Annotated in this window: 13 protein-coding genes and 2 pseudogenes; 11 read left to right on the top strand and 4 right to left on the bottom strand. The window is 63.7% G+C overall.

What is annotated here, in order from left to right; translation table 11 throughout:
• Positions 1-76 precede the first annotated feature (76 nt).
• Positions 77-2,746: a mechanosensitive ion channel domain-containing protein gene (locus tag PQQ53_RS27480; protein WP_408327536.1), complete on the top strand. Its 2,670-nt coding sequence runs from the start codon at positions 77-79 to the stop codon at positions 2,744-2,746.
• 34 nt (positions 2,747-2,780) lie between these two features.
• On the opposite strand, the gene PQQ53_RS27485 is transcribed toward PQQ53_RS27480, so the two are convergent.
• On the bottom strand, positions 2,781-3,452 hold the full coding sequence (locus PQQ53_RS27485; RefSeq protein ID WP_408327539.1) for a cysteine dioxygenase family protein: 672 nt from the start codon (positions 3,450-3,452) through the stop codon (positions 2,781-2,783).
• 137 nt (positions 3,453-3,589) lie between these two features.
• Here PQQ53_RS27485 and PQQ53_RS27490 point away from each other — a divergent pair, with 137 nt between their 5' ends.
• Entirely contained in the window at positions 3,590-4,057 is a 468-nt protein-coding gene (locus PQQ53_RS27490) for an Lrp/AsnC family transcriptional regulator (RefSeq protein WP_408154376.1), read from the top strand.
• Positions 4,058-4,609: 552 nt separating this feature from the next.
• Here the strand turns inward: PQQ53_RS27490 and PQQ53_RS27495 are convergent.
• On the bottom strand, positions 4,610-4,888 hold the full coding sequence (locus tag PQQ53_RS27495; protein ID WP_408327542.1) for a hypothetical protein: 279 nt from the start codon (positions 4,886-4,888) through the stop codon (positions 4,610-4,612).
• Entirely contained in the window at positions 4,888-5,658 is a 771-nt protein-coding gene (locus tag PQQ53_RS27500; protein WP_408327545.1) for a hypothetical protein, read from the bottom strand. Before PQQ53_RS27500 ends, PQQ53_RS27495 begins: the two co-directional genes overlap by 1 nt.
• Positions 5,659-5,845: 187 nt before the next feature.
• On the opposite strand from PQQ53_RS27500, the pseudogene PQQ53_RS27505 reads away from it, so the two are divergent.
• The 6 genes and pseudogenes from PQQ53_RS27505 to PQQ53_RS27530 all read left to right on the top strand — a co-directional run.
• A pseudogene (locus PQQ53_RS27505) lies at positions 5,846-6,085 on the top strand (DNA adenine methylase); the annotation flags it as partial.
• A 357-nt stretch (positions 6,086-6,442) separates the two neighbouring features.
• Positions 6,443-7,414, top strand: coding sequence for an AAA family ATPase (locus PQQ53_RS27510; RefSeq protein ID WP_408327548.1), 972 nt, complete (start codon positions 6,443-6,445; stop codon positions 7,412-7,414).
• Complete coding sequence (locus PQQ53_RS27515; protein WP_408327551.1) at positions 7,368-7,571, top strand: AAA family ATPase; 204 nt, start codon at positions 7,368-7,370, stop codon at positions 7,569-7,571. Before PQQ53_RS27510 ends, PQQ53_RS27515 begins: the two co-directional genes overlap by 47 nt.
• Before the next feature lie 160 nt (positions 7,572-7,731).
• Entirely contained in the window at positions 7,732-8,094 is a 363-nt protein-coding gene (locus PQQ53_RS27520; protein ID WP_408327554.1) for a hypothetical protein, read from the top strand.
• 15 nt (positions 8,095-8,109) lie between these two features.
• Entirely contained in the window at positions 8,110-8,385 is a 276-nt protein-coding gene (locus PQQ53_RS27525) for a hypothetical protein (protein ID WP_408327556.1), read from the top strand.
• A 451-nt stretch (positions 8,386-8,836) separates the two neighbouring features.
• The gene (locus PQQ53_RS27530) at positions 8,837-9,046 is read left to right on the top strand and encodes a hypothetical protein (protein WP_408150745.1); all 210 of its coding nucleotides are present in this window, start codon (positions 8,837-8,839) and stop codon (positions 9,044-9,046) included.
• A gap of 43 nt (positions 9,047-9,089) precedes the next feature.
• Here PQQ53_RS27530 and PQQ53_RS27535 read toward each other — a convergent pair whose 3' ends face one another.
• A complete protein-coding gene (locus tag PQQ53_RS27535; protein WP_408327558.1) occupies positions 9,090-11,558 on the bottom strand; it encodes an FUSC family protein in 2,469 nt (822 codons plus the stop codon).
• A gap of 202 nt (positions 11,559-11,760) precedes the next feature.
• Here PQQ53_RS27535 and recC point away from each other — a divergent pair, with 202 nt between their 5' ends.
• The 3 genes and pseudogenes from recC to PQQ53_RS27550 all read left to right on the top strand — a co-directional run.
• Positions 11,761-15,147 carry an exodeoxyribonuclease V subunit gamma gene (gene recC, locus PQQ53_RS27540; RefSeq protein ID WP_408327561.1) on the top strand — a complete coding sequence of 1,129 codons (3,387 nt, stop codon included), beginning with the start codon at positions 11,761-11,763 and terminating at the stop codon, positions 15,145-15,147.
• Positions 15,144-18,842: an exodeoxyribonuclease V subunit beta gene (recB, locus tag PQQ53_RS27545; protein ID WP_408327564.1), complete on the top strand. Its 3,699-nt coding sequence runs from the start codon at positions 15,144-15,146 to the stop codon at positions 18,840-18,842. Before recC ends, recB begins: the two co-directional genes overlap by 4 nt.
• Positions 18,839-19,093, top strand: a pseudogene (locus PQQ53_RS27550) (exodeoxyribonuclease V subunit alpha); the annotation flags it as partial. The gene recB and the pseudogene PQQ53_RS27550, both read left to right, overlap by 4 nt.
• Positions 19,094-19,204: the final 111 nt, after the last annotated feature.

Consider the following 19,204-nt stretch of genomic DNA (forward strand, 5'->3'; position numbering starts at 1 on the left):
TTCGGTTACGCATGTTCGGGCGCGCCGGGCAAAACTGCGGCTACACTGGCGACTCCCGTTTTTCCTACGGATTGCCATGCAGTCATGCCCGTCGCGGCGTGAGTCCGAGGCTACGCCGTCCAACGGCGGGCAGCCGGCGACCCGCGCCGTCCCTCATCTTTTCTCAGACCAGCCCGGCTCCGGCACGCGCCCGACTGGACGCGCGCGCGTCGCGGCATGGTTCGGCGCATGGATGGCCGTACTCGGCGCCGCGTTGATCCTGTGCGCCGGCGCGGCGCCCGTGTCGGCGCTGGCTGCCGGCGCACCCACCAGTGCACCCACCAGTGCACCCACCAGCGCACCGGCCAGTGCGCCCAGCAGCACGCCCCTCATCCCGGCCTTGCAGAGCCTGATCAACAGCGCGACGGCGACGCCCACGCCAGTCGCGTCGGCCGCGTCGGCTGCCGACGCGGCGTCCGCACCGTCGCCCGCGAGCCAGGCGGAATTGACCCGCTCGCTCGACAGCGTGATCGCCACGCTCGATAACGACCGCCAGCGCACCGCGCTCGTCACCCAGCTCAAGAAGCTGCGCGACGTCTCGCAGAATGTCGCGCCAGCCGCGCCCGCACCCGCGCAACCGAGCCCCGGCCTGCTCGGCGCGATCGCGTCGGGCATCGCGTCGTTCGAAGCCGACGTGCATCAGGGCCGCACGCCCGTGCGCTACTGGGGCGGACGCTTCAATGCGGCCGGCAACGAGCTCTTCACGATCATCACCAGCCAGGGGCGCGAGAGCTTCGGCCGCGTGCTGTTCTCGATGCTGGCGATGCTGGCCGGCTGGGGCGCCTGCGCCGGCGCGCTGATCTATCTGCAACACCGGCTGTACCGGCGCTTTGGCATCGTCATGCAGCTGAATCCGAATCCGACCACGCGCGAGCTGCTGATCTTCGCGTTGCGCCGCGTCGGTCCGTGGATCATCGCCTTCGTGGCGGCGCTGCTGTTCGTGCGCGCGATGCCCGATGCGCTCGGCCGCACGCTCGGCATGGTGGTCGCCTATGCGATCGTCGCGGGCGCGGTGTTTTCGGCGATCTGCCTGATCATGTTCTCGCTGTCCGGTTCGGGGCATCGGCGCATCGCGGTGCGTCTGCTGATCGATCATGTGCGGCGTCTGCTGTTCGCGGTCGGCGTGTGTGGCGCGCTCGGCGATGCGGCCGTCAATTACGACGTCGCGCACCAGCTCGGCTCGAATCTCGCCGCCTTGATTTCGACCGCGGCCAACATGACGGCCGCCGTGCTGACCGGCTATTTCGCGGTCGCATTTCGCCGTCCGGTCGCGCATCTGATCCGCAACCGACCCTACGAGCAGCGTAACCATCACAAGGCCGCGACCGACGCGTTCGACGTGCTCGCCGCGCTCTGGCACGTGCCCGTGCTGGTACTGGCGACGGCGTCGGTGGTCGCGACGCTCGGTGGTTCGGGTTCCAGCGAAAACGTGCTGCAGATTTCGGTGGTGACCGCGCTGTTGCTGGTGCTGGCGTTTTTCCTGTCGGCCATCGTCCTGCGCATGACACGCCCGCGCAGCGCGCGCGCCCGTCGCCGCTCGCCGTATCTGACGCGGCTGTTGCGCTTTTTCGGTACGCTGCTCACGCTTTTCATCTGGCTGTTCTTCTTCGAACTCGCGGCGCGCCTGTGGGGCGTGTCGCTTGCCGCGATGGTCGAGCAGAACGTCGCGGCGCGCGGTATCGCGCATGCGGTGACGGCGATCGTCGCGACCGTGTTCATTGCATGGCTGCTGTGGATTCTGGTCGACACCGCGATCACCGAAGCGCTCAATCCGGCCGGCCCGCGCACCAAGTCGCGCAGTCCGAGCATGCGCGCGCGCACGATGCTGCCGCTCGTGCGCAACGTCCTGCTCGTGACGATCATGACGATTGCGGGCATCGTCACGGCGGCGAACCTCGGCATCAATGTGACGCCGCTGCTGGCGGGCGCCGGTGTGATCGGTCTCGCGATCGGTTTTGGCGCGCAGTCGCTCGTGACCGACCTGATCACGGGCCTGTTCATCATCATCGAAGATACGATTTCGGTGGGCGACTGGATCGACGTGGACGGCGGCCATGCGGGCACGGTCGAGCATCTGTCGATCCGCACGGTGCGTCTGCGCGACGGCCAGGGCGCGATTCACGCGATTCCGTTTTCGCAGATCAAGATCGTCAAGAACCTGTCGCGCGACTTTGCTTATGCGGTGTTCGAAGTGCGAATGGCGTTTTCCACCGATGTCGATCTGATCACGCAACTGATTCGTGAGGTTGGCGCGGATCTGATGGCCGACTTCCGTTACCGTCGCGAGATGCTCGGGCCGATCGAAGTGTGGGGTCTCGACCGTTTCGATCCGAACTGGATGGTCGTGAAAGGGCAGATCAAGACGCGGCCGCTGCAACAATGGAGCGTGGCGCGCGCGTTCAACCTGCGGCTCAAGCGTAAGATGGACGAAGCGGGGATCGAGATTCCGGTGCCGCAGATGCGGGTCTATACGTCGTCGAAGGATAGCGAGGGGCAGCCTTTGCAGGATGACGAGATGGCCGGGTTTGCCGGCCATGCGCATCAGCCTGTCGAGGCGGGGGGCGGTGTGTCGACGCATGCCATGCATGCGCCACTGGCCGTGGCGCGTGATGTGTCGCACGAGCCGCGTCCGGCGCCGCCGCCGACCGGCACGGCGCCGATTCCACCGCAGATTCCCACTGCGGGAGAAGGGGGCGGGAAGAGTTGATCGGAAGTGCGGGCGGAGCGGCGACGAATGTCTGTCAGACCAGCATCGGTGAGTCGTCCGCGCGCACGACGTCGTTCACATGGGTCGCGATCTGGGCGCCCGACACGCCGTAAATATGCAACGAGATGGCGGGCGCCTCGCCGTCATTGCCCAGCCGATGAATCCCGCCGCGGCCGCCACGCACGAACGACACCGCGCCCGGTTTGCGCGCCTGCACGCGGGTGGCGCTTGCGCAATGCTGCGCGCCGTCCCAATCGAAGATCGTCTCGCTCAATGTGCCTTCCAGCACCGCGTAACCGCACCACGTGTGATGCGCATGCACGGGGCTCATCTGGCGCGGCTGCCACACCAGCGCGGCGATCGCATAACGACCACGCGGATCGGCGGCTAGCAGGTGACGCCGGTAATTCTCCGCCGAGCCCTCACGTTGCGCCGGTGTGAGCAACGCCGGGTCCGCGGCCGCTTCGGCAAGCGCGAGACGCATGCTGCGCGCGAAGAACGTCGAGTCCGACGGCTCGGGGAATTTCGCGCAGGCCTCGAACATCGCGTCGAGCGCATCGCACAGGCGCGTGAGCGGCGCCTGCTGAAGAGCGTGCGATGACGTATCCGTTGGCAGGTCGGAGGGCGTCGTTCGAGCCGCTTGCGCGAGGAGCGAGCGGGAGTCGTGAAAGCGATCGAACGAGGTTGCGCGGGCGTTGTGGCTCATGGTCGTGACGCAGCGGCAGGGCTGCTTGCCGGTTCTTTGGGATAGCGATATTTATACTTGTTTGACCGGAGAAAGAGTTTCCATATAATTCCCCATGTGGTCTTAAAAGTAGAATAATTTCCTATGGGGGTGTTGAAATGGGAATGGATATCATCGATCGGAAGCTGCTTGAACTGCTGCAAGAAGATGCGACCATGCCGATCGCCGAACTGGCGCAGCGCGTGAACCTGTCGCAAACGCCTTGCTGGAAGCGGCTGCAGCGTTTGAAAGAAGCGGGCGTGATTCGCGCGCAGGTGGCGCTCTGCGATGCGCGCAAGCTTGGCGTGGGGACGACGGTGTTCGTCGCCGTGCGCACCAACCAGCATACCGAGGAGTGGGCGCAAACCTTCACGCGCGCCGTGGAGGAGATTCCGGAAGTGGTCGAGGTGTACCGGATGAGCGGGGAAACCGATTATCTGCTGCGCGTGGTGGTGTCCGATATCGACGATTACGACCGCATCTACAAACTGTTGATTGCCGCCGTGCCGCTGTACGACGTGAGTTCGAGCTTTGCGATGGAGCAGATCAAGTATTCGACGGCGTTGCCGGTGCGCTATACGCCGTAACGCCCGTCCTGCGCTAACAGCCTTGACTGGCGGGAGATTTGACGGCGCCGACGGGGCTCCCGTTTGCCCCTGTTCCCACGCATTTTCTCTTGTTGTTATGGTGCCAAGGCTCCCAAATGGGTGCCATTCTTCCGTGGCACCCCGACACACAGCAAGGAGCGCGCGTGGGCACAATTACGTCGAGAGAGAACAGGGACGGTAGCACCTGGTACAAAGCGCAGGTTCGCATCCGGAAGGGCGGCAAGGCGTGCTGGCGATGTCCGGCTGCGCGTCGCCGCCGCAGGGTGCAGTGCAGCCGGTAGCAGTAGCACGCCCGGTGCTGGCGGAACTGATGGAGCCGGAACAGCCGAACTTGACGGACCGACTGCTGACGCTCTTCTCGGCATCACCGGCGACGGAGACCGCGCGATCCGGAAATTGACAGCGCTGCAGGAATACACGCGTGAGGCGCAGCGCGTACGTGGCATGCAATAGCATTACCACATAAAGGTGGGGAGGTTTGACGATCAGATAGCCATCTTTCGCGAGCAACATCGTGGACGTGCTGCGCCGTCACTTGCTTTCCGGCAACTCAGGCGGCTCCAACTTGACCTTCAACATTGGTTTCAGCGTTGGATTATAGAGGGCAAGAACTGATAGCGCCGTTGCCCCAAGTCGGCGAGCCACATCATCCGTCAATTCGTGATTGATACTGGCCAATGACCAGTCCGCTTTGAGGGCGCGCGAGAGAAGCGGTGCGATATCAGCATCGTTGAGAGCGCACACGGTCAGTTTATCTTCTTCCTCGTCGTAAGACACGACGAACGACCGTTTCGGTGGGGGATTTGCCATCAATATCCTCGGCATTGATTGTAGTTCGCAAACGCTTGGGCCTTACAGGCCACATATGTATATGAATCTTGAGTCATCGAACTATAGAGCCTGCACTCATCCAACTCGCGTTCATACTGAGCATAGCACTCTGCTTCTTGGGTCTCGCTAACACCCCGAGCGGCAATATCCATCATATCGCCCGAACGTACATTGTCGCCCAGCTCAAATGGCTTCGCATCGCCAAGCGGCGTAGCGGCTTCCGCCAGATCATCCGCGGTGTCGGCCAGCGACGAAGCGCCGCCGTTCGCATAGCGGTCCGCAACCGCACTGGCGCGGTCCACCATATCGTTATAGCGTTCGATGTAGGCCGTCGCAGCGTCGTAGCTCATGCCGTACTCGGTCATCAACGATTCGCGAAAGCTGCGCATTTTCGGTTGTGCCGGGGTAGCGGCCGCAACGGAGCCACCTGAGCGGGATTGCTCGGCGACTAACACGACACCCTCGCCGCGAATCATGGACTGCAAGGTCTGGATGACTTCCAGATCCGTGCCGGCCTTCGCCAGCCGCTGGTGCCAATGGAAGTGCGTCCCGAGAAACGAGCGGACGCGCTGCACGAGCGCGGCATCCTTTGCCCATACATCGGCGTATGCGCGTTGGGAGAACTTCTTGCCTTCTTCGACCGCCTGTTTCTTCTCGGTAGTAAGAAAGGTGCGCCCGCTCCCGTAGGCATCCTTGCTGTACATCATCCAGCGTTCAAACGAATCCGTTTTCAGTTCAGTGCCGCCCATCGCCGGTTCCTGTCGCTTATGACGGCGTAAACCTAGCAGATCGTTTGGATGCTGTGTTTTTGGGATATCCATCACAAAAGAAAAAGCCGACCATTGCGGCTCGGCCTTGCTTGTCGATCTTTCCTAGCTGCAGTAGGTTGCATGCGGACGCGCTGCACGCAGTGTGTAGACACCTTTGGAGGTCCCAATGGCCGAGCCGATAATTCCATGGATGGGTGGGAATTGGCGACTTGCCGATACGCTGCTGCAGCGCTTCCCACCGCATGAGTGCTACGTCGAACTATTCGCTGGCGGTGCCGCGTTGTACTTCCTGCGGCCGCCAGCGCAAGTTGAAGTCGTCAACGACATCAATGGCGAGCTAGTGAATCTGTATCAGGTTGTACAGCATCACATCGAGGAATTCGTGCGCCAGTTCAAATGGGCGTTGCGTGGCGCAGCGCTTACTTAAACGCGAATCGGCTAGTTCCGGCCCATTAGTTCCGGGTCTGTTGACGGCGCGACTGACCCGGTCGGTCTCCGGGCGCAGCATAGCTGACTACGTAGAGCGTTCCGTCGCGGCGGAACTCATCCAACGTGACTATAGTTGTGCCGGAATGAATGCCTCCCGAGCAAGTTTTGTCAGATAAACACACCGACTCTCTTAAGACAGTATTCGCGCGGCACGTAGCGCGCAGGCGTGCGTGACGTCTGCCGAGACCCCGTGCGCGCAAAGTCAAGATGCTTCTGGTCATCTACTCGGGAACGGCGGTCGGGGCCTCGCACCTCGTAAAGATAAGGAAAACAGATGGCGAAAATCGAAGGCATTCGAATTAGAAATTTTCGGGCATTAAAAGATGTGACAATGGGCAAGTTGTGGAACAGCCAAGCTGCTGATCCGCTGTCTGCAATGACCGCTGTCATTGGAAAGAATGGGGTAGGGAAAAGTACATTTTTTGACGTATTTGGTTTTCTTTCAGACTGCCTTAGAGGTGGGGTGGAAGAGGCTTGTGATGCACGGGGGCGCGGCGGTTTTGACAGAATCCGCTCGCAGGGTCAAAGCGGGCCGATTGAATTCGAAATTTATTATAAAGAAGACGGGAATGCACGGCCAATTACATACGAAATTATCATTTCGGTTGACTTGGAAGGTCGTCCATATGTTCAAAAGGAGCGCCTTCGTCAAAGACGAAAAAACCAATCTTGGGGGCGACCATTTTCCTTTTTATTTTTGACTGAGGGGAAGGGCGTCGTTTGGAAGGGCGACGCGGACGTCAGTAAAAGTGAAGTGGACGAAGAAGACGCCGCGGATATGTTGGAAAGCCTCTTGCGGGAGGCAAGCGCCGAAGAAAGTTCCACCACTGAGGTAGTTGAGCTTTCAGACAAAAGAAAACTTGGCATCGCCACGCTTGGTTCGCTGAAGCAACATCCACGGATTTCGGCATTTCGGCAATTTATTGAAGGCTGGTACCTGAGCTATTTCACGCCTGACGCGGCACGAAGTCTGCCCTTGGCGGGACCCCAGAAGCATTTGAATATCCACGGAGACAACTTGGGTAACGTGGTCCAGTTTATGGAGCGCGAGCATTCAAGACGGTTTCAGCAAATTTTGAACAGAATCTCAGAGAAAATTCCGGGCATAGATCGAATTTCGACGGCCAAGACGGCGGACGGAAGGCTTTTGCTCCAATTTAATGATAGAGGTTTCAAGGATCCTTTTTTTTGCGCAGCAGATGTCCGATGGCACTTTGAAGGTCTTTGCTTACTTGCTTTTGCTTGAAGACCCTTCACCACCGCCATTTTTGTGCATTGAAGAGCCGGAAAATGGGCTTTATCACAAATTGCTGAGTTCATTAGCCACAGAGTTCAGAAATCACGCAACCGGCCTAAAAGGCGGTTCGCAGGTCTTTCTTACAACTCACCCCATACCTGGTTGACGCCCTTGCTCCCAACGAGGTTTGGGTGCTAGAAAAAGGTCCAGAAGGCTTTTCTAAGATTCGTCGGGCGAGCGATGACCCGATCGTTCAGGGTTTGGTAAATGAGGACATTCCCTTGGGCAGCCTTTGGTACAGCGATTACTTGGACGCGAGATAGGCAATGCATTTTGAAATACTCGTTGAAGATCAGTCCGGAAAAAGAGCGCTAGATATCCTTGTCCCAAAAATAATTGATGGAAACCATACGTATAAGATTATCGACTACAAAGGCATAGGGCGAATTCCAGGAAATTTGAACGCAAGTAGAGATCCGAGCAACCCCATTTTGTTGGACCAACTTCCAAAGCTGCTGCGAGGCTACGGGAATGCCTTTGCGCACCATCCGAACGATTATCAGGCGACTGTGGTGTTGGTTTGTGATCTCGACAGCAAAGATTTAGTTCAATTCCTGGGCGAATTGAACCAAGTTTTAGCAGAGTGCAATCCCAGTCCAGCCACACAGTTTTGCATCGCCATAGAATAGGGTGAGGCGTGGTTTTTGGGTGATATCGCGGCTGTGAAGGCGGCCTATCCCAAAGCGAAGGATTCGGTGCTCTCGAACTATCGGAATGATTCTATTTGCGGCACTTGGGAGATGTTGGCCGACGCGGTCTGCAAAGGTGGCGCGCAAGCTTTAGCGGGGCAGGGTTGGCAAAAAGTCGGCGCGGAGAAATCAGCGTGGGCCGAAAAAATTTCTCCGCATATGGATGTGACAAACAACGCGTCGCCTAGCTTCTGTTTCTTTCGCGATCGGCTTCGGGAACTTGCGCTCTAGATCGTTTGCGTAGCCCGCACTCAAGGTGGCCGCCCGTCAGCGCGAGATACCTTCGGTAACTATGTCATGCGAATGTGTTGAGGCGGTCTTCAGAAAAAGGGTGGCGGTGCCGTCGCGGTGCCGTCCGTGCGGGAACTGGTTTTAAATTACTGATCCAGAAGAAAGTTTTTTTCGAGTCGAGCAGATCAAGTATTCGACGGCGTTGCCGGTGCGCGCTTCGGCCGTGACGTAGGTCAGCGCCTCGTTAGCCTTCCGTCGGGTGCGGCACTTGCTGGGTCGAATGGCAAGCCGGTGTTGCGATGATTCGCCAACTCACGAGTCACCCATCGGCAAGCCTCTCGGCCAAAGCGTCACTTGCTGCCCCGTTGCAAGCCATGTGCAAGCTCAGTGCGCGTAGAATGCCGCGTTCGTCAAAACCATCCTCAACCGCTTCGCGAACCGAGCCTGCCTCATGAACAAACCGCCGCGCAAGAAGAACCCGACCTTTGGCGTTGCCGTCTTCATCGTGATTGCGATACTGGTGGTGATCGCCACGATCTTCTATAACGCCATCCGCGAAAAGCACGAGTTCGACAGCCAGAACGCGGCGGTGCCATCGATTTCCTCGGAAGCGGCGGCCGCGGCGACCGCCCTCAAGCCGGCCAGCGGCGCAGCGCAGTAAACACGACGACGCGCGCCGCGCGCGTTCCGGCCTGCTTGCCGCTTCACTCTTCCGGCAGGCGAATCACGCTGGCATCCTTGCGGATCAGCGCCGCCGCCGCCAGCATCTGCTTGCACTGATGAGCGAGCAACTTCATGTCATGCACGGCCTCCGTCGAATAGTCCGGCGACTTCTCCGTTTCGACCACCATCGCATCGAGATCGCGGCTCAGCAGTTTGATCTGCTCGGCCTGTTCGGCAGGCAATGGGTTGCCGGCTTCCGCTTCGGTGAGATTGTCGCGCACGACGCTCAGCGCGCGCTGCAGCGGTTGTAGCGAGACGTTTTCGACTTGCTGCTGTTGCTGCGCGGAAGTGCGCAACAGCGGCGCGGCCGCCGTGATCTGCGACGCGAGCACGTGGCTGCGCACCAGCAGCCCATTCAACTCCGGCACGAACATCTGCGCGGACTTCGGCTCGAGCATCATCCGCTGAAACGCCTGGCCGAGATTGGCGAAGGCCACGTGGACGTTCTTGCGCGCGAGCCGGTAGTTGTAGTCGCGATCGAGCGCGGTGGCCGCCGCCGCGGCGGCGGCGGAGGCGCCGGCCGCCGGCCGGGCGGTTGCGTTGCTGACGGTGGCCGTGCCTGCGTTGGCGCCGGCGTCCGCGACCGGTTGCGTGGCGGTGCCGGCACCTCTCGCTGCGTCGGCGCCCGCCGTTGCCAGCGCGGGTCCAGCGAAGCCGATCGCCGGATCGGCCATCGCCGCAGCGGGCGCGCGCGCGCCGGCTTCGGTCACGACGGCCGCCACCGCGGCGGCCGGCTTGCCGCTCCACCACCAGCTCGCTTCCAGGTAGTGGCGCGTCGCACTGATCATGGTGTTGACGAGCTTGCCCATCAGCCGGTATTCCCAGTACGGGAACAGATGGCTCGCCGCGATCGCGATCGCGCAGCCGACCACCGTGTCGATTGCGCGTTCGCCGATGATGCGCATGCTGCCCGGCGCAAGCAGATGGAACAGGAGCAGCACATACGACGACGTGAACACCACGCTCGCCGTGTAATTGAACAGCAGTAGGCTGTAGCTCATCACCATCGACGCGAACATCGCCACCATGACGATGTGCGGTTCCTTCACGAAGATGATCAGCGCGATGCTCGCCGCGCAGCCGATCAGCGTGCCGACGATCCGCTGCCCATTGCGCTGCTTGGTGAGCGAATAGCCGGGCTTCAGAATGATGACGGTGGTCATCACGATCCAGTACGCATTGGTGAGCGGCAGCAGACGGCCGAGCCAGAAGCCCACGGCCACCGCGATCGTCACGCGCAGCGCGTGACGGAAGCTCGGCGAGGCCATCGTCAGGTTCGAAAAAATCTGTCCGAACGGCACGCGGCGGCTCGACACGAAACGGCTCAACGCCTGGTCGATGCGCAACTCGGTTTCGGTCGCGCTCGGCTCGCTGGACAGGCTCTTGCGCATCTTGTCGATCAGCCGCGTGGCGCTCCAGATGCGCCGGAAGCTGGACGACACCGCCGAATAGCCTTCGGGGTTTTTGGCCGGCAGGTCCTGCTTGCGCAACAGTTCGATTTCGAACTCGATCGCGCGCAATTCCGCCTTGACGTTCACCCGCGCGCGCGGCGCCTGGTTCTGCAATACCGCGAGGCCGATTTCCTCGAGATCTTCGGCGGCCTTGCGAATCAGGTCGCGGTAGAACACCAGCAGATCGGAGCCGCCGAACGTGCTGCGAACCAGCGAATAATCGGTGTGCGCACCAACGAACAGTTCGTGAAGGTCGACGGTGTTGATGAACAGATTGAACAGCATCGCGCGGCGCGGATCGAGCTTGCCGCGTTTGAGCTTGGGCAGATTGCGCAGCACGATGTCGCGCGCGGCGTCCTGACGTTCCACCGCGGCGATCTGCTTGTCGACGAGAATCCGGTAGCACTCGTCCAGATCGTTGTCGATGTCGTAGAACGCGGCGCGCGCAAGCAGATAGTCGGCGCAGGCGAACACGCTTTCGGCGAGCGCCTGCTGCTCGATACGATGCAGCATCCAGCGGCTCACGAAGGTCGACCAGTACGTGTACCAGAGGCCGCCCAACAGAATCCACGACGCGTTGACGAGCGCCTGCATCGGCGTGAAGTGTTCCTCCAGCGTCATGATCATCATGAACAGCGTGGCGAAGCTGATCTGCGGCCAGCGGTTGCCGTACACGACGATCAGTGACAACAGGAACGTAAGCGGCACGACCGTGCACCACAGCGCGACCGGATTGACCGTGGCGAGGCCGGTGGCGAGCGCGGATAGAAAGCCGATCACCGTGCACGCCAGCATCTCGTTGTGCTTGTATTTGAGCGGGCCCGGCATATCGACGACGCACGCGCCGAGCGCACCGGTGGCGATCGTGAAGCCCAGTTCGCGATCGTGAAACACGATCAGGCACAGGATGGCCGGTAACGACACACCGATTGCGATGCGCAGGCCGCCATAAAAGTACTGGCTATAAAGGAATTTTCTTAACTCAACCGAATAGCGCATCGACTACCTGGATTCCATTCACGGAGCAAACACGGTTGAAGGGGCGGACCTGAACTGCCGTCGAGTCTAACTTATTTTGCGCGGGATTCGACCTCATCCGACTGGCCAGGTTCTGCCCTGGGAGCGCGTTTGTTATGCTGTCGCTTCAATGCCCGACGCGGCCCGCGTGTCGCGCTTTCGCCGCCCGTCTCACCCGGAATCCATGCTCCAGCTCTTCTACTCGAACCGCTACGAAACGCTTGTCGGCGCGCTGCTCGACGACCTCGCGCAAGCGCCGTCCGACCCCTGGACCGCGCAGCCCGTGATCGTCCCGAGCGCCGCCGTGCGGCGGCGGCTCGAGCTCGATATCGCGAACCGCCAGGGCATCTGCGCAAACGTCAATTTTGGTTATCTCGCGCAATGGCTGTGGGCGCAGATCGGCGGCGTGATCGAAGTGCCGAGGCATTCGCCGTTCGCGCCGGACCGGCTCGTGTGGCGCTGCTACCGTCTGCTCGGTGAAGCCGACGAAGCGTTGCCGTGGAATACGTCGCCGCGTCTGCGTACCTATCTCGACGCCGCGGACGCGTCGATGCGCTATGAACTCGCGCGGCGCGTGGCGACCGTGCTCGACCACTATCTGACCTATCGCCCCGAATGGCTGCTGCAATGGCAGAAGGGCGGTTCGATTTTCGCGAGCGGCGCGGCGGACGACAGTGGTCCGCGCCTTACCGGCGCGAGCGAAGCGGCGCGTGAGGACGAGCGCTGGCAGGCGGCACTGTGGCGCGCGGTGCTCGCGGAAGTGGCCGAACTCGCGGGAAATGCGCAGACGCCTGCCGCCGCGTTGCCGCCCGCCTATCGTTTCCTGGAAGAAATCGACCGGCTCGATCTCGAGGCGATCTCCCAGGCTGGATGGCCCGAAGCGGTCAGCGTGTTCGCGCTGCCCACCATGCCGCCGTTGCATGTTGCCTTGCTGCGCGCGCTGTCGCGCTGGGTCGACGTGCGTCTGTATGTGATGAACCCGTGCCGCGAGTTCTGGTTCGATGTCGTCAGCGAAGGACGCGTGCAGGCGCTCGACGCCACCGGCCAGCTCGACTATCAGGAAGTCGGCCATCCGCTGCTTGCCGAGTGGGGCCGCCAGACTCAGGCGCAGTTGCACATGCTGCATGAGTTGACCGAGAGCGCCGCGTCCAGCGAGACCGGCGATTTCACCGAGAACCCGGAGCCGAGCTGGCTCGCCGCCGTGCAGAACGGCATGCTCGATCTGCGCGTGGAAACCGACGCGCACGAGTTGCCGATCGAGCGTGGCATCGAGGTCCACGTTTGCCATAGCCTGTCGCGGCAGCTCGAAGTGCTGCACGATCGCCTGCTCGGCTGGTTCGACGAGTTCGACGATCTGCAGCCGTCCGATGTGCTGGTTGCGGTCTCCGATCTCGCTGCGGCCGGGCCCTTGATCGACGCGGTGTTCGGCACCACGCCGCTCGGCGACACGCGCCGCATCCCGTATCGGATCACCGGTTTGCCGCCGTCACAAGCCAATCCTGTCGCGCGCCTGTTGCTCGACTGGCTCGCGTTGCCCGAGCGCAGCGTGGGGGCGCCGGACCTGATCGAATGGCTGCGGGTCGATGCGGTCGCGGTGCGCTATGGCATCGATGCGAACTCGCTCGAAGCCGCGCAGGAATGGCTCGCCGCAGCCGGTGCGCGGCGCGGGCTCGCGCCGCTCGAACCGACCGGCGAACACGTGCCGATCGCCCGTCATACGTTCGCGGACGCGCTCACGCGTCTCTATCTTGGCTATGCAATGCCCGACGGCGGCGAACCGGTCGACGCATGGCTGCCGGTCGAAGGCGCCGACGGCTCGGGCGCCGAATTGCTCGGCCGCCTGTCGCGTTTCGTCGACGACATCGACAGCTTCGCGGCGCACTGCGCGATCGAACGCACGCCCAGCGAGTGGTCGCAACTGCTGCTCGACACGCTGGCCCAGTGTTTCGACGGCGGCGTCGAGTTTGCCGACGCGCTTGCCGCCGTGCGCGACGCGCTCGACAGGATGAGCGATGCGATGCAGGCGGGCGCCGAGCACGTGACGCTGCCCGCCGCCGTGGTGCGTGGCGCGCTCACCGAAGCGCTCGACGACCCCGCGCGCGGCGGCGTGCCCTGGGGCAGCGTGACGTTTTCGTCGCTAACGAGCTTGCGCGGCTTACCGTTCCGGGTCGTCTGCCTGCTCGGCATGGACGACGGCGTGCTGCCGAGCCTCGCGCGCGCCGACGAGTTCGACCTGATGGCCGCGTTCGGCAAAGCCGGCGACCGCCAGCGCCGCGACGACGAGCGCAATCTGTTCCTCGATCTGCTGCTGGCTGCGCGCGAGCGGCTCTTCATCGCGTACACAGGCCGCAGCATTCGCGATAACGCGCCGTTGCCGCCGGCCGCGCTGGTCGACGAACTGCTCGACTATCTCGCGCAGACGTCGGCGGGCGAGGATGCGAGTCCCGCCGACGTGGAGCGCGCGCGCCATGCGTTCATCGTCGATCATCCGTTGCAGGCGTTCGCGTCGGACTATTTCGCGGCGCAGCCCGAGCTGTTCACCTATAACGCGGATCGCGCCGAACTGGCGACACTGCTGGCCGCGCCACAGCATCCCGCCGCCGCGCCATTCTTCGACCGCCCACTGCCGCCGGAAGACGCGGCGCCCGTTGCGTTCGACGAATTCGTGCGTTTCTGGCGCCATCCGGCGCGGGCGTTGTTGCGCGATCGCCTCGGTATCGTGCTGTCGGATGCGCAGGGCGAATTGCTCGACACCGAGCCGTTCGATCTGGACTACGCGGGGCGTGATGCATTGGCCGATCGTCTGTTGCCCGTGCTGCTCGATGCGGACACCGAAGACGACGCCGTGATGTTCGAGCGCGTGCGCCGCGTCGCCGCGGCCAGTCCCGAATTGCCGGGCGGCGCAACCGGCGCGGTGTGGCGCGCGCGCGAACTCGGCGCGTTGCACCAGCTTGCCGCCAGCGTGCGTCGCGAGCTGGCGGAGGGTGTCGAACGTTTGCCGTTCGTACTCGACGTTGCGCCGCGCTGGCCCGACAGCGCTGAGCTTGCCGGCGCGTTGTTCGGCCCGCACGACGCGGCGCTTCGTGAGGCCGCCAAAGCGCCGCTGCAACTGCACGGCACATTGAACCTGCTGACCGGAACGGGACAAGTGATTTTTCGTTATGCCAAGGCCACCGCGCGCGACTACCTGTCCGCGTGGCTCGCGCATCTGGTCTATTGCGCGGCGCGCCCGGACGGCCCGCGCCGCACCGTATGGCATGGCAGCGGCGAGAGCTTCGAGCTCACGCCGGTGGCCGCGCCGCTCGACCAGCTCGCGCCGCTCGCCGCGTTGTTCAGAGCGGGGCGCATGCTGCCGCTGCGCTTTTTCCCGAAGAGCGCATGGACGCGGGTCAGCGAAGGCGAGTCGGCGGCGCAGGGCGTGTGGATCAACGACCGCGTGCGCGGCGAATCCGACGACCCCGCGTTGCGCATCGCGTTGCGCGGCACGCCGCTCACGCTCGACGAACCGTTCGGCAGCCTCGCGTCGATCGTTTTCAAGCCGCTGATCCAGCATCTGCGGAGCGCATCATGAGCGGCGCCGTGCAGAGTTATGCGCTGGTCGCCGAAGAACTCGACGTCTTCGCCTGTTCGCTCGACGGCGTCAACCAGATCGAGGCGTCGGCGGGCACCGGCAAGACATGGAACATTTGCGCGCTGTACGTGCGGCTGTTGCTCGAAAAGAACCTGAACGCGGATCAGATCCTCGTCGTCACGTTCACGAAGGCGGCGACCGCGGAACTGCACGAGCGCATTCGGGGGCGTCTCGCGGAACTTCATCGCGCGATCGAGATGGACGACGACGGCGGTGATCCGTTCATCCGGCGTCTCTTTGAGACGACGCTCGCGCCGGAGCGCGGCATCGAACGCGACGTCGCGTTGAAGGTGGTGCGCCGCGCCTTGCGCACCTTCGATCAAGCGGCGATTCACACGATTCACGCGTTCTGTCAGCGTGCGTTGCAGGAAGCGCCGTTCGCCGCTGCCATGCCGTTCGCGTTCGAGATGGAGGCCGACGACGCCACCTTGCGCTTCGAAATGGCCGCCGATTTCTGGCGCGAGCAGGTCGAGCCGACGGCCCATGCGCATCCCGCCTTCGCCGCGTGGCTGGTGGCTAAACGCGCCGGTCCCGCTTCACTCGACGAGCAACTCGCGCGGCGTCTGAAAAAGCCGTTGGCGCAATTGCGTTGGGGCAGCGTCGACGCAAGCGGCGGCAGCGCCGATCCGCAAGCGGGTTTCGATGCCGCCTGCGCGCTCTGGCAGGCGGAGCGCGACGCGATTGTCGGTCTGCTTGCGCAGGCGCAGGAACGGCTCAGCAAGACCACGCACAAGCCCGATCACGTGAGCGCCGCGGTGGCCGCGTGGAACGACTACTTCGCGCAGGGCGATTGCCATGCGCCGCCGCCGAAGGCCGCGTTGAAGCTGACCGTGTCGGCGTTGAAGAAGGCCACCAAGGTCAAGTTCGAGCCGCCCGGGCATCCGTTCTTCGAACACGCCGAGACGCTCGCGGCCGCCGTGGTCGCGGCCGAAGCCGCGCAGCGCGCACGCTGGCTCGAACTCGTGCAGACGTGGCTCGACTACGCGCCCGCCGAACTCGTCGCGCGCAAGCGCACACGCCGGGTGGTGTCGTTCGACGATCTGTTGTCGAACCTGTATCGCGCGCTGGCCGCTCATCCATGGCTTGCCGATGCGCTGCGCACGCGTTATCCCGCTGCGCTGATCGACGAGTTTCAGGATACCGATCCGCTGCAGTTCGCGATTTTCAGCCGCATCTTCGCACCGGCCGGGCCGCTGTTTCTGGTCGGCGATCCGAAGCAGGCGATCTACAGTTTCCGCGCGGCGGATCTGCACACCTATCTGGCAGCGCGCGAGGCGGCCTCCGCGTGCTACACGCTGGCCGTCAATCAGCGCTCGACCGCGCCGATCGTCGACGCCTGCAATCGGCTCTTCGAAGCGAATCCGCAGGCGTTCGTGCTCGACGGCCTCGACTATCAACCGGTGCGCGCGGGCGAGCGGCGCAGGCCGCCGTTCGCTGATCCTGACGCGAGCGCCGGCGACTTCCGCATCTGGACCTTGCCGCAAGGCGATGCTGCGTTGACCAAACGCGATGCGCAGCGCGAAGCGAGCGAAGCGTGCGCCGCCGAAATCGTGCGGCTGTTGCGCGGCGCGCGCGAAGGCACGGTGACGATCGGCGACGCGCCGCTCGCGCCGGGCAACATCGCGGTGCTGGTGCAAACGCACAAGCAGGGCAGTTTGATCAAGCGCGTGCTGGCGGCCTGGGGCGTCGGCAGCGTGGAACTCGCGCAGGCGTCGGTGTTTGCGACGCTCGACGCCGAACAGATCGAGCGCGTGCTGGCCGCCGTCGACACGCCCGGCGATCTGCGCCGGTTGCGCGCCGCGCTCGCCACCGACTGGCTGGGCCTCGACGCCGCCGCGCTCTGGCGTCTCGAACAGGTCGCCGACGCGCCAGCGGTCGCCGACGACCCCGCGCATGCCGCCGACGCGATGGGCTGGGTCGAACGTTTTTCTCGCTATCGCACGCTGTGGCACGAGCGCGGCTTCGCGGTGATGTGGCGTACGCTGATGCGCGAGCTGCGAGTCGCGCAACGGCTGGTTGCGGGAGCGGATGGCGAGCGCCGCTTGACGAACGTGAACCATCTCGCCGAACTCGTGCAGGCGCGGGCCGCGACGCAGCCCGGCATCGCGCCGACCTTGCGCTGGCTCGCCGCGCAGCGCGCGCAGGGCGGCGGCGAGGACGCGCAGTTGCGGCTCGAGTCGGACCGCAATCTCGTACAGATCGTCACCGTGCACAAGTCGAAAGGGCTCGAGTATGCGGTGGTGTTCTGCCCGTTTCTGAACGATGGTGCGTTGCGCGAGCCGCCGTCCTCCGGCTTGCCCGACGCGCGCGAGTACCACGACGAAGCGGGCGAGGCGGTGCTTCACTACGGCTGCGACGACGAGGAGGCCGAGCGCGCGTCGCGTTACGCGATGCGCGAGCAGGCGGCGGAGCGGGCGCGGCTCGTCTATGTGGCGCTGACTCGCGCGGTGTATCGCTGTTATCTGGTTGCGGGTACGTATCTGTCGTCGCGGTCGACCAAAGAGTCGCGTCGCAGCGTACTGAACTGGCTGGTGGGCGGCAGCGGTCATAGCTTCGACGACTGGCTCTCTGAGCCACCCGACGAAGCCACGTTATCCGCATGCTGGCAGACGCTGGCGGGCGGGCCGATTACGCTGCAGCCGCTGCCGCAAGTGGCGCGCCGCACGCCGTTGGAAAGTCTTCAGGATCACGGCGCGCAGATGCAGGCGCGCGCCAATCGCCGGCCGTTGCGCGATCAGTGGCGCATGGCGAGCTTCAGCGGGCTGATCGCGGCGGGCGGTAAGGCCGAGGCGGCGCATACGCCGGTGGAAGAGGTGCGGCCCGATCATGATGAGATCGCCGATGCACTCGTGGCCATGCCCGTGTCCGCGCCTGTTGCGCAAGCACCGTCGTACGCGGAGGACGACATCCTCGGGTTCCCGCGCGGAGCGGCGGCGGGAGACTGTCTGCATCGGATGTTCGAGCTCGCGGATTTCACCGATCCTTCCACCTGGCCGGATGCCATTCGCGGCGCGCTGCGCGAGCGGCCCGCGCCCGCCGTGCCCGAACTCGCCGTGCGGCTGCCCGCGATGATGCACAACCTGCTGGCCGACGTGGTCGCCACTGAACTCGTGCCCGGTATGGCGCTGGCGAAGCTCGATCCGCGTCGGCGTCTGAATGAGCTCGAGTTTCTGTTCGCCGCGCCGTCGCTCGATTTTCCCGCGCTGCGCGAACTGCTGATCGAACACGGCTATCCCGATGTCGCGCTGGAGCCGGGGGTGTTGCGCGGCTTCGTGAAAGGATTTATCGACATGATCGTCGAGTACGATGGACGCTTCTGGATCGTCGACTGGAAGTCGAATCATCTGGGCGATACCGCCGCCGACTACGCCGCCGCGCCGCTCGAAGCGGCGATGGCGAGCCATGCGTATCACTTGCAGGCGCTGCTTTATACGGTTGCGCTGCATCGCTATCTGAAAACGCGGGTGCGCGATTATTCGTACGACACACACATCGGCGGGTATCTGTATCTGTTCGTGCGCGGCGTGCGTCCGCCATGGCGCGACGCCGACGGTGCCGCCGGCGTGCATACGCGGCGGCCCGCGTTCGAACTGGTGGCGCTGCTCGATGCGGCGATGATCGGAGGTGTCGCATGAGCACGTTCGAACAGCGCGCGTCGACACCGCTGGAGCTCGACGACATCGGCGTGAATTTGCCCGCGCCGGCCGATTTCAGCATCGCGCTCGCCGAGGGTTTCGCGCGCCGCATCGGTACGCTGGCGCGGCGCGGCGGTGCATCGGCCGATGCAGTGAAGTGGGCGGCTCGGGGCGCGTTCGCCGCGAGCCGTGCGACCGCCGAAGGCCATGTATGCGTGCCGCTTGCGATGCTCGCGCGACGCTTCGAGGCGTGGGGGCGGGGGCGGGGGGGGGGGGGGGGGGGGGGGGGGGCGGGGGGGGGTGGGGGGGGGGGGGGGGGGGGGGGGGGGTGGGGGGGGGGGGGGGGGGGGGGGGGGGTGGTG

Source organism: Paraburkholderia strydomiana (assembly GCF_046030495.1).
In the GTDB taxonomy this organism is placed as follows: Bacteria; Pseudomonadota; Gammaproteobacteria; order Burkholderiales; family Burkholderiaceae; genus Paraburkholderia; species Paraburkholderia strydomiana_A.

What these genes read in the sequence shown, in the direction of transcription:
- PQQ53_RS27480 (WP_408327536.1), top strand. Translation starts at nt 77, where the DNA reads ATGCAGTCATGCCCGTCGCGGCGTGAGTCCGAGGCTACGCCGTCCAAC.
- PQQ53_RS27485 (WP_408327539.1), bottom strand. Translation starts at nt 3,452, where the DNA reads ATGAGCCACAACGCCCGCGCAACCTCGTTCGATCGCTTTCACGACTCC.
- PQQ53_RS27490 (WP_408154376.1), top strand. Translation starts at nt 3,590, where the DNA reads ATGGGAATGGATATCATCGATCGGAAGCTGCTTGAACTGCTGCAAGAA.
- PQQ53_RS27495 (WP_408327542.1), bottom strand. Translation starts at nt 4,888, where the DNA reads ATGGCAAATCCCCCACCGAAACGGTCGTTCGTCGTGTCTTACGACGAG.
- PQQ53_RS27500 (WP_408327545.1), bottom strand. Translation starts at nt 5,658, where the DNA reads ATGGGCGGCACTGAACTGAAAACGGATTCGTTTGAACGCTGGATGATG.
- PQQ53_RS27510 (WP_408327548.1), top strand. Translation starts at nt 6,443, where the DNA reads ATGGCGAAAATCGAAGGCATTCGAATTAGAAATTTTCGGGCATTAAAA.
- PQQ53_RS27515 (WP_408327551.1), top strand. Translation starts at nt 7,368, where the DNA reads ATGTCCGATGGCACTTTGAAGGTCTTTGCTTACTTGCTTTTGCTTGAA.
- PQQ53_RS27520 (WP_408327554.1), top strand. Translation starts at nt 7,732, where the DNA reads ATGCATTTTGAAATACTCGTTGAAGATCAGTCCGGAAAAAGAGCGCTA.
- PQQ53_RS27530 (WP_408150745.1), top strand. Translation starts at nt 8,837, where the DNA reads ATGAACAAACCGCCGCGCAAGAAGAACCCGACCTTTGGCGTTGCCGTC.
- PQQ53_RS27535 (WP_408327558.1), bottom strand. Translation starts at nt 11,558, where the DNA reads ATGCGCTATTCGGTTGAGTTAAGAAAATTCCTTTATAGCCAGTACTTT.
- recC (WP_408327561.1), top strand. Translation starts at nt 11,761, where the DNA reads ATGCTCCAGCTCTTCTACTCGAACCGCTACGAAACGCTTGTCGGCGCG.
- recB (WP_408327564.1), top strand. Translation starts at nt 15,144, where the DNA reads ATGAGCGGCGCCGTGCAGAGTTATGCGCTGGTCGCCGAAGAACTCGAC.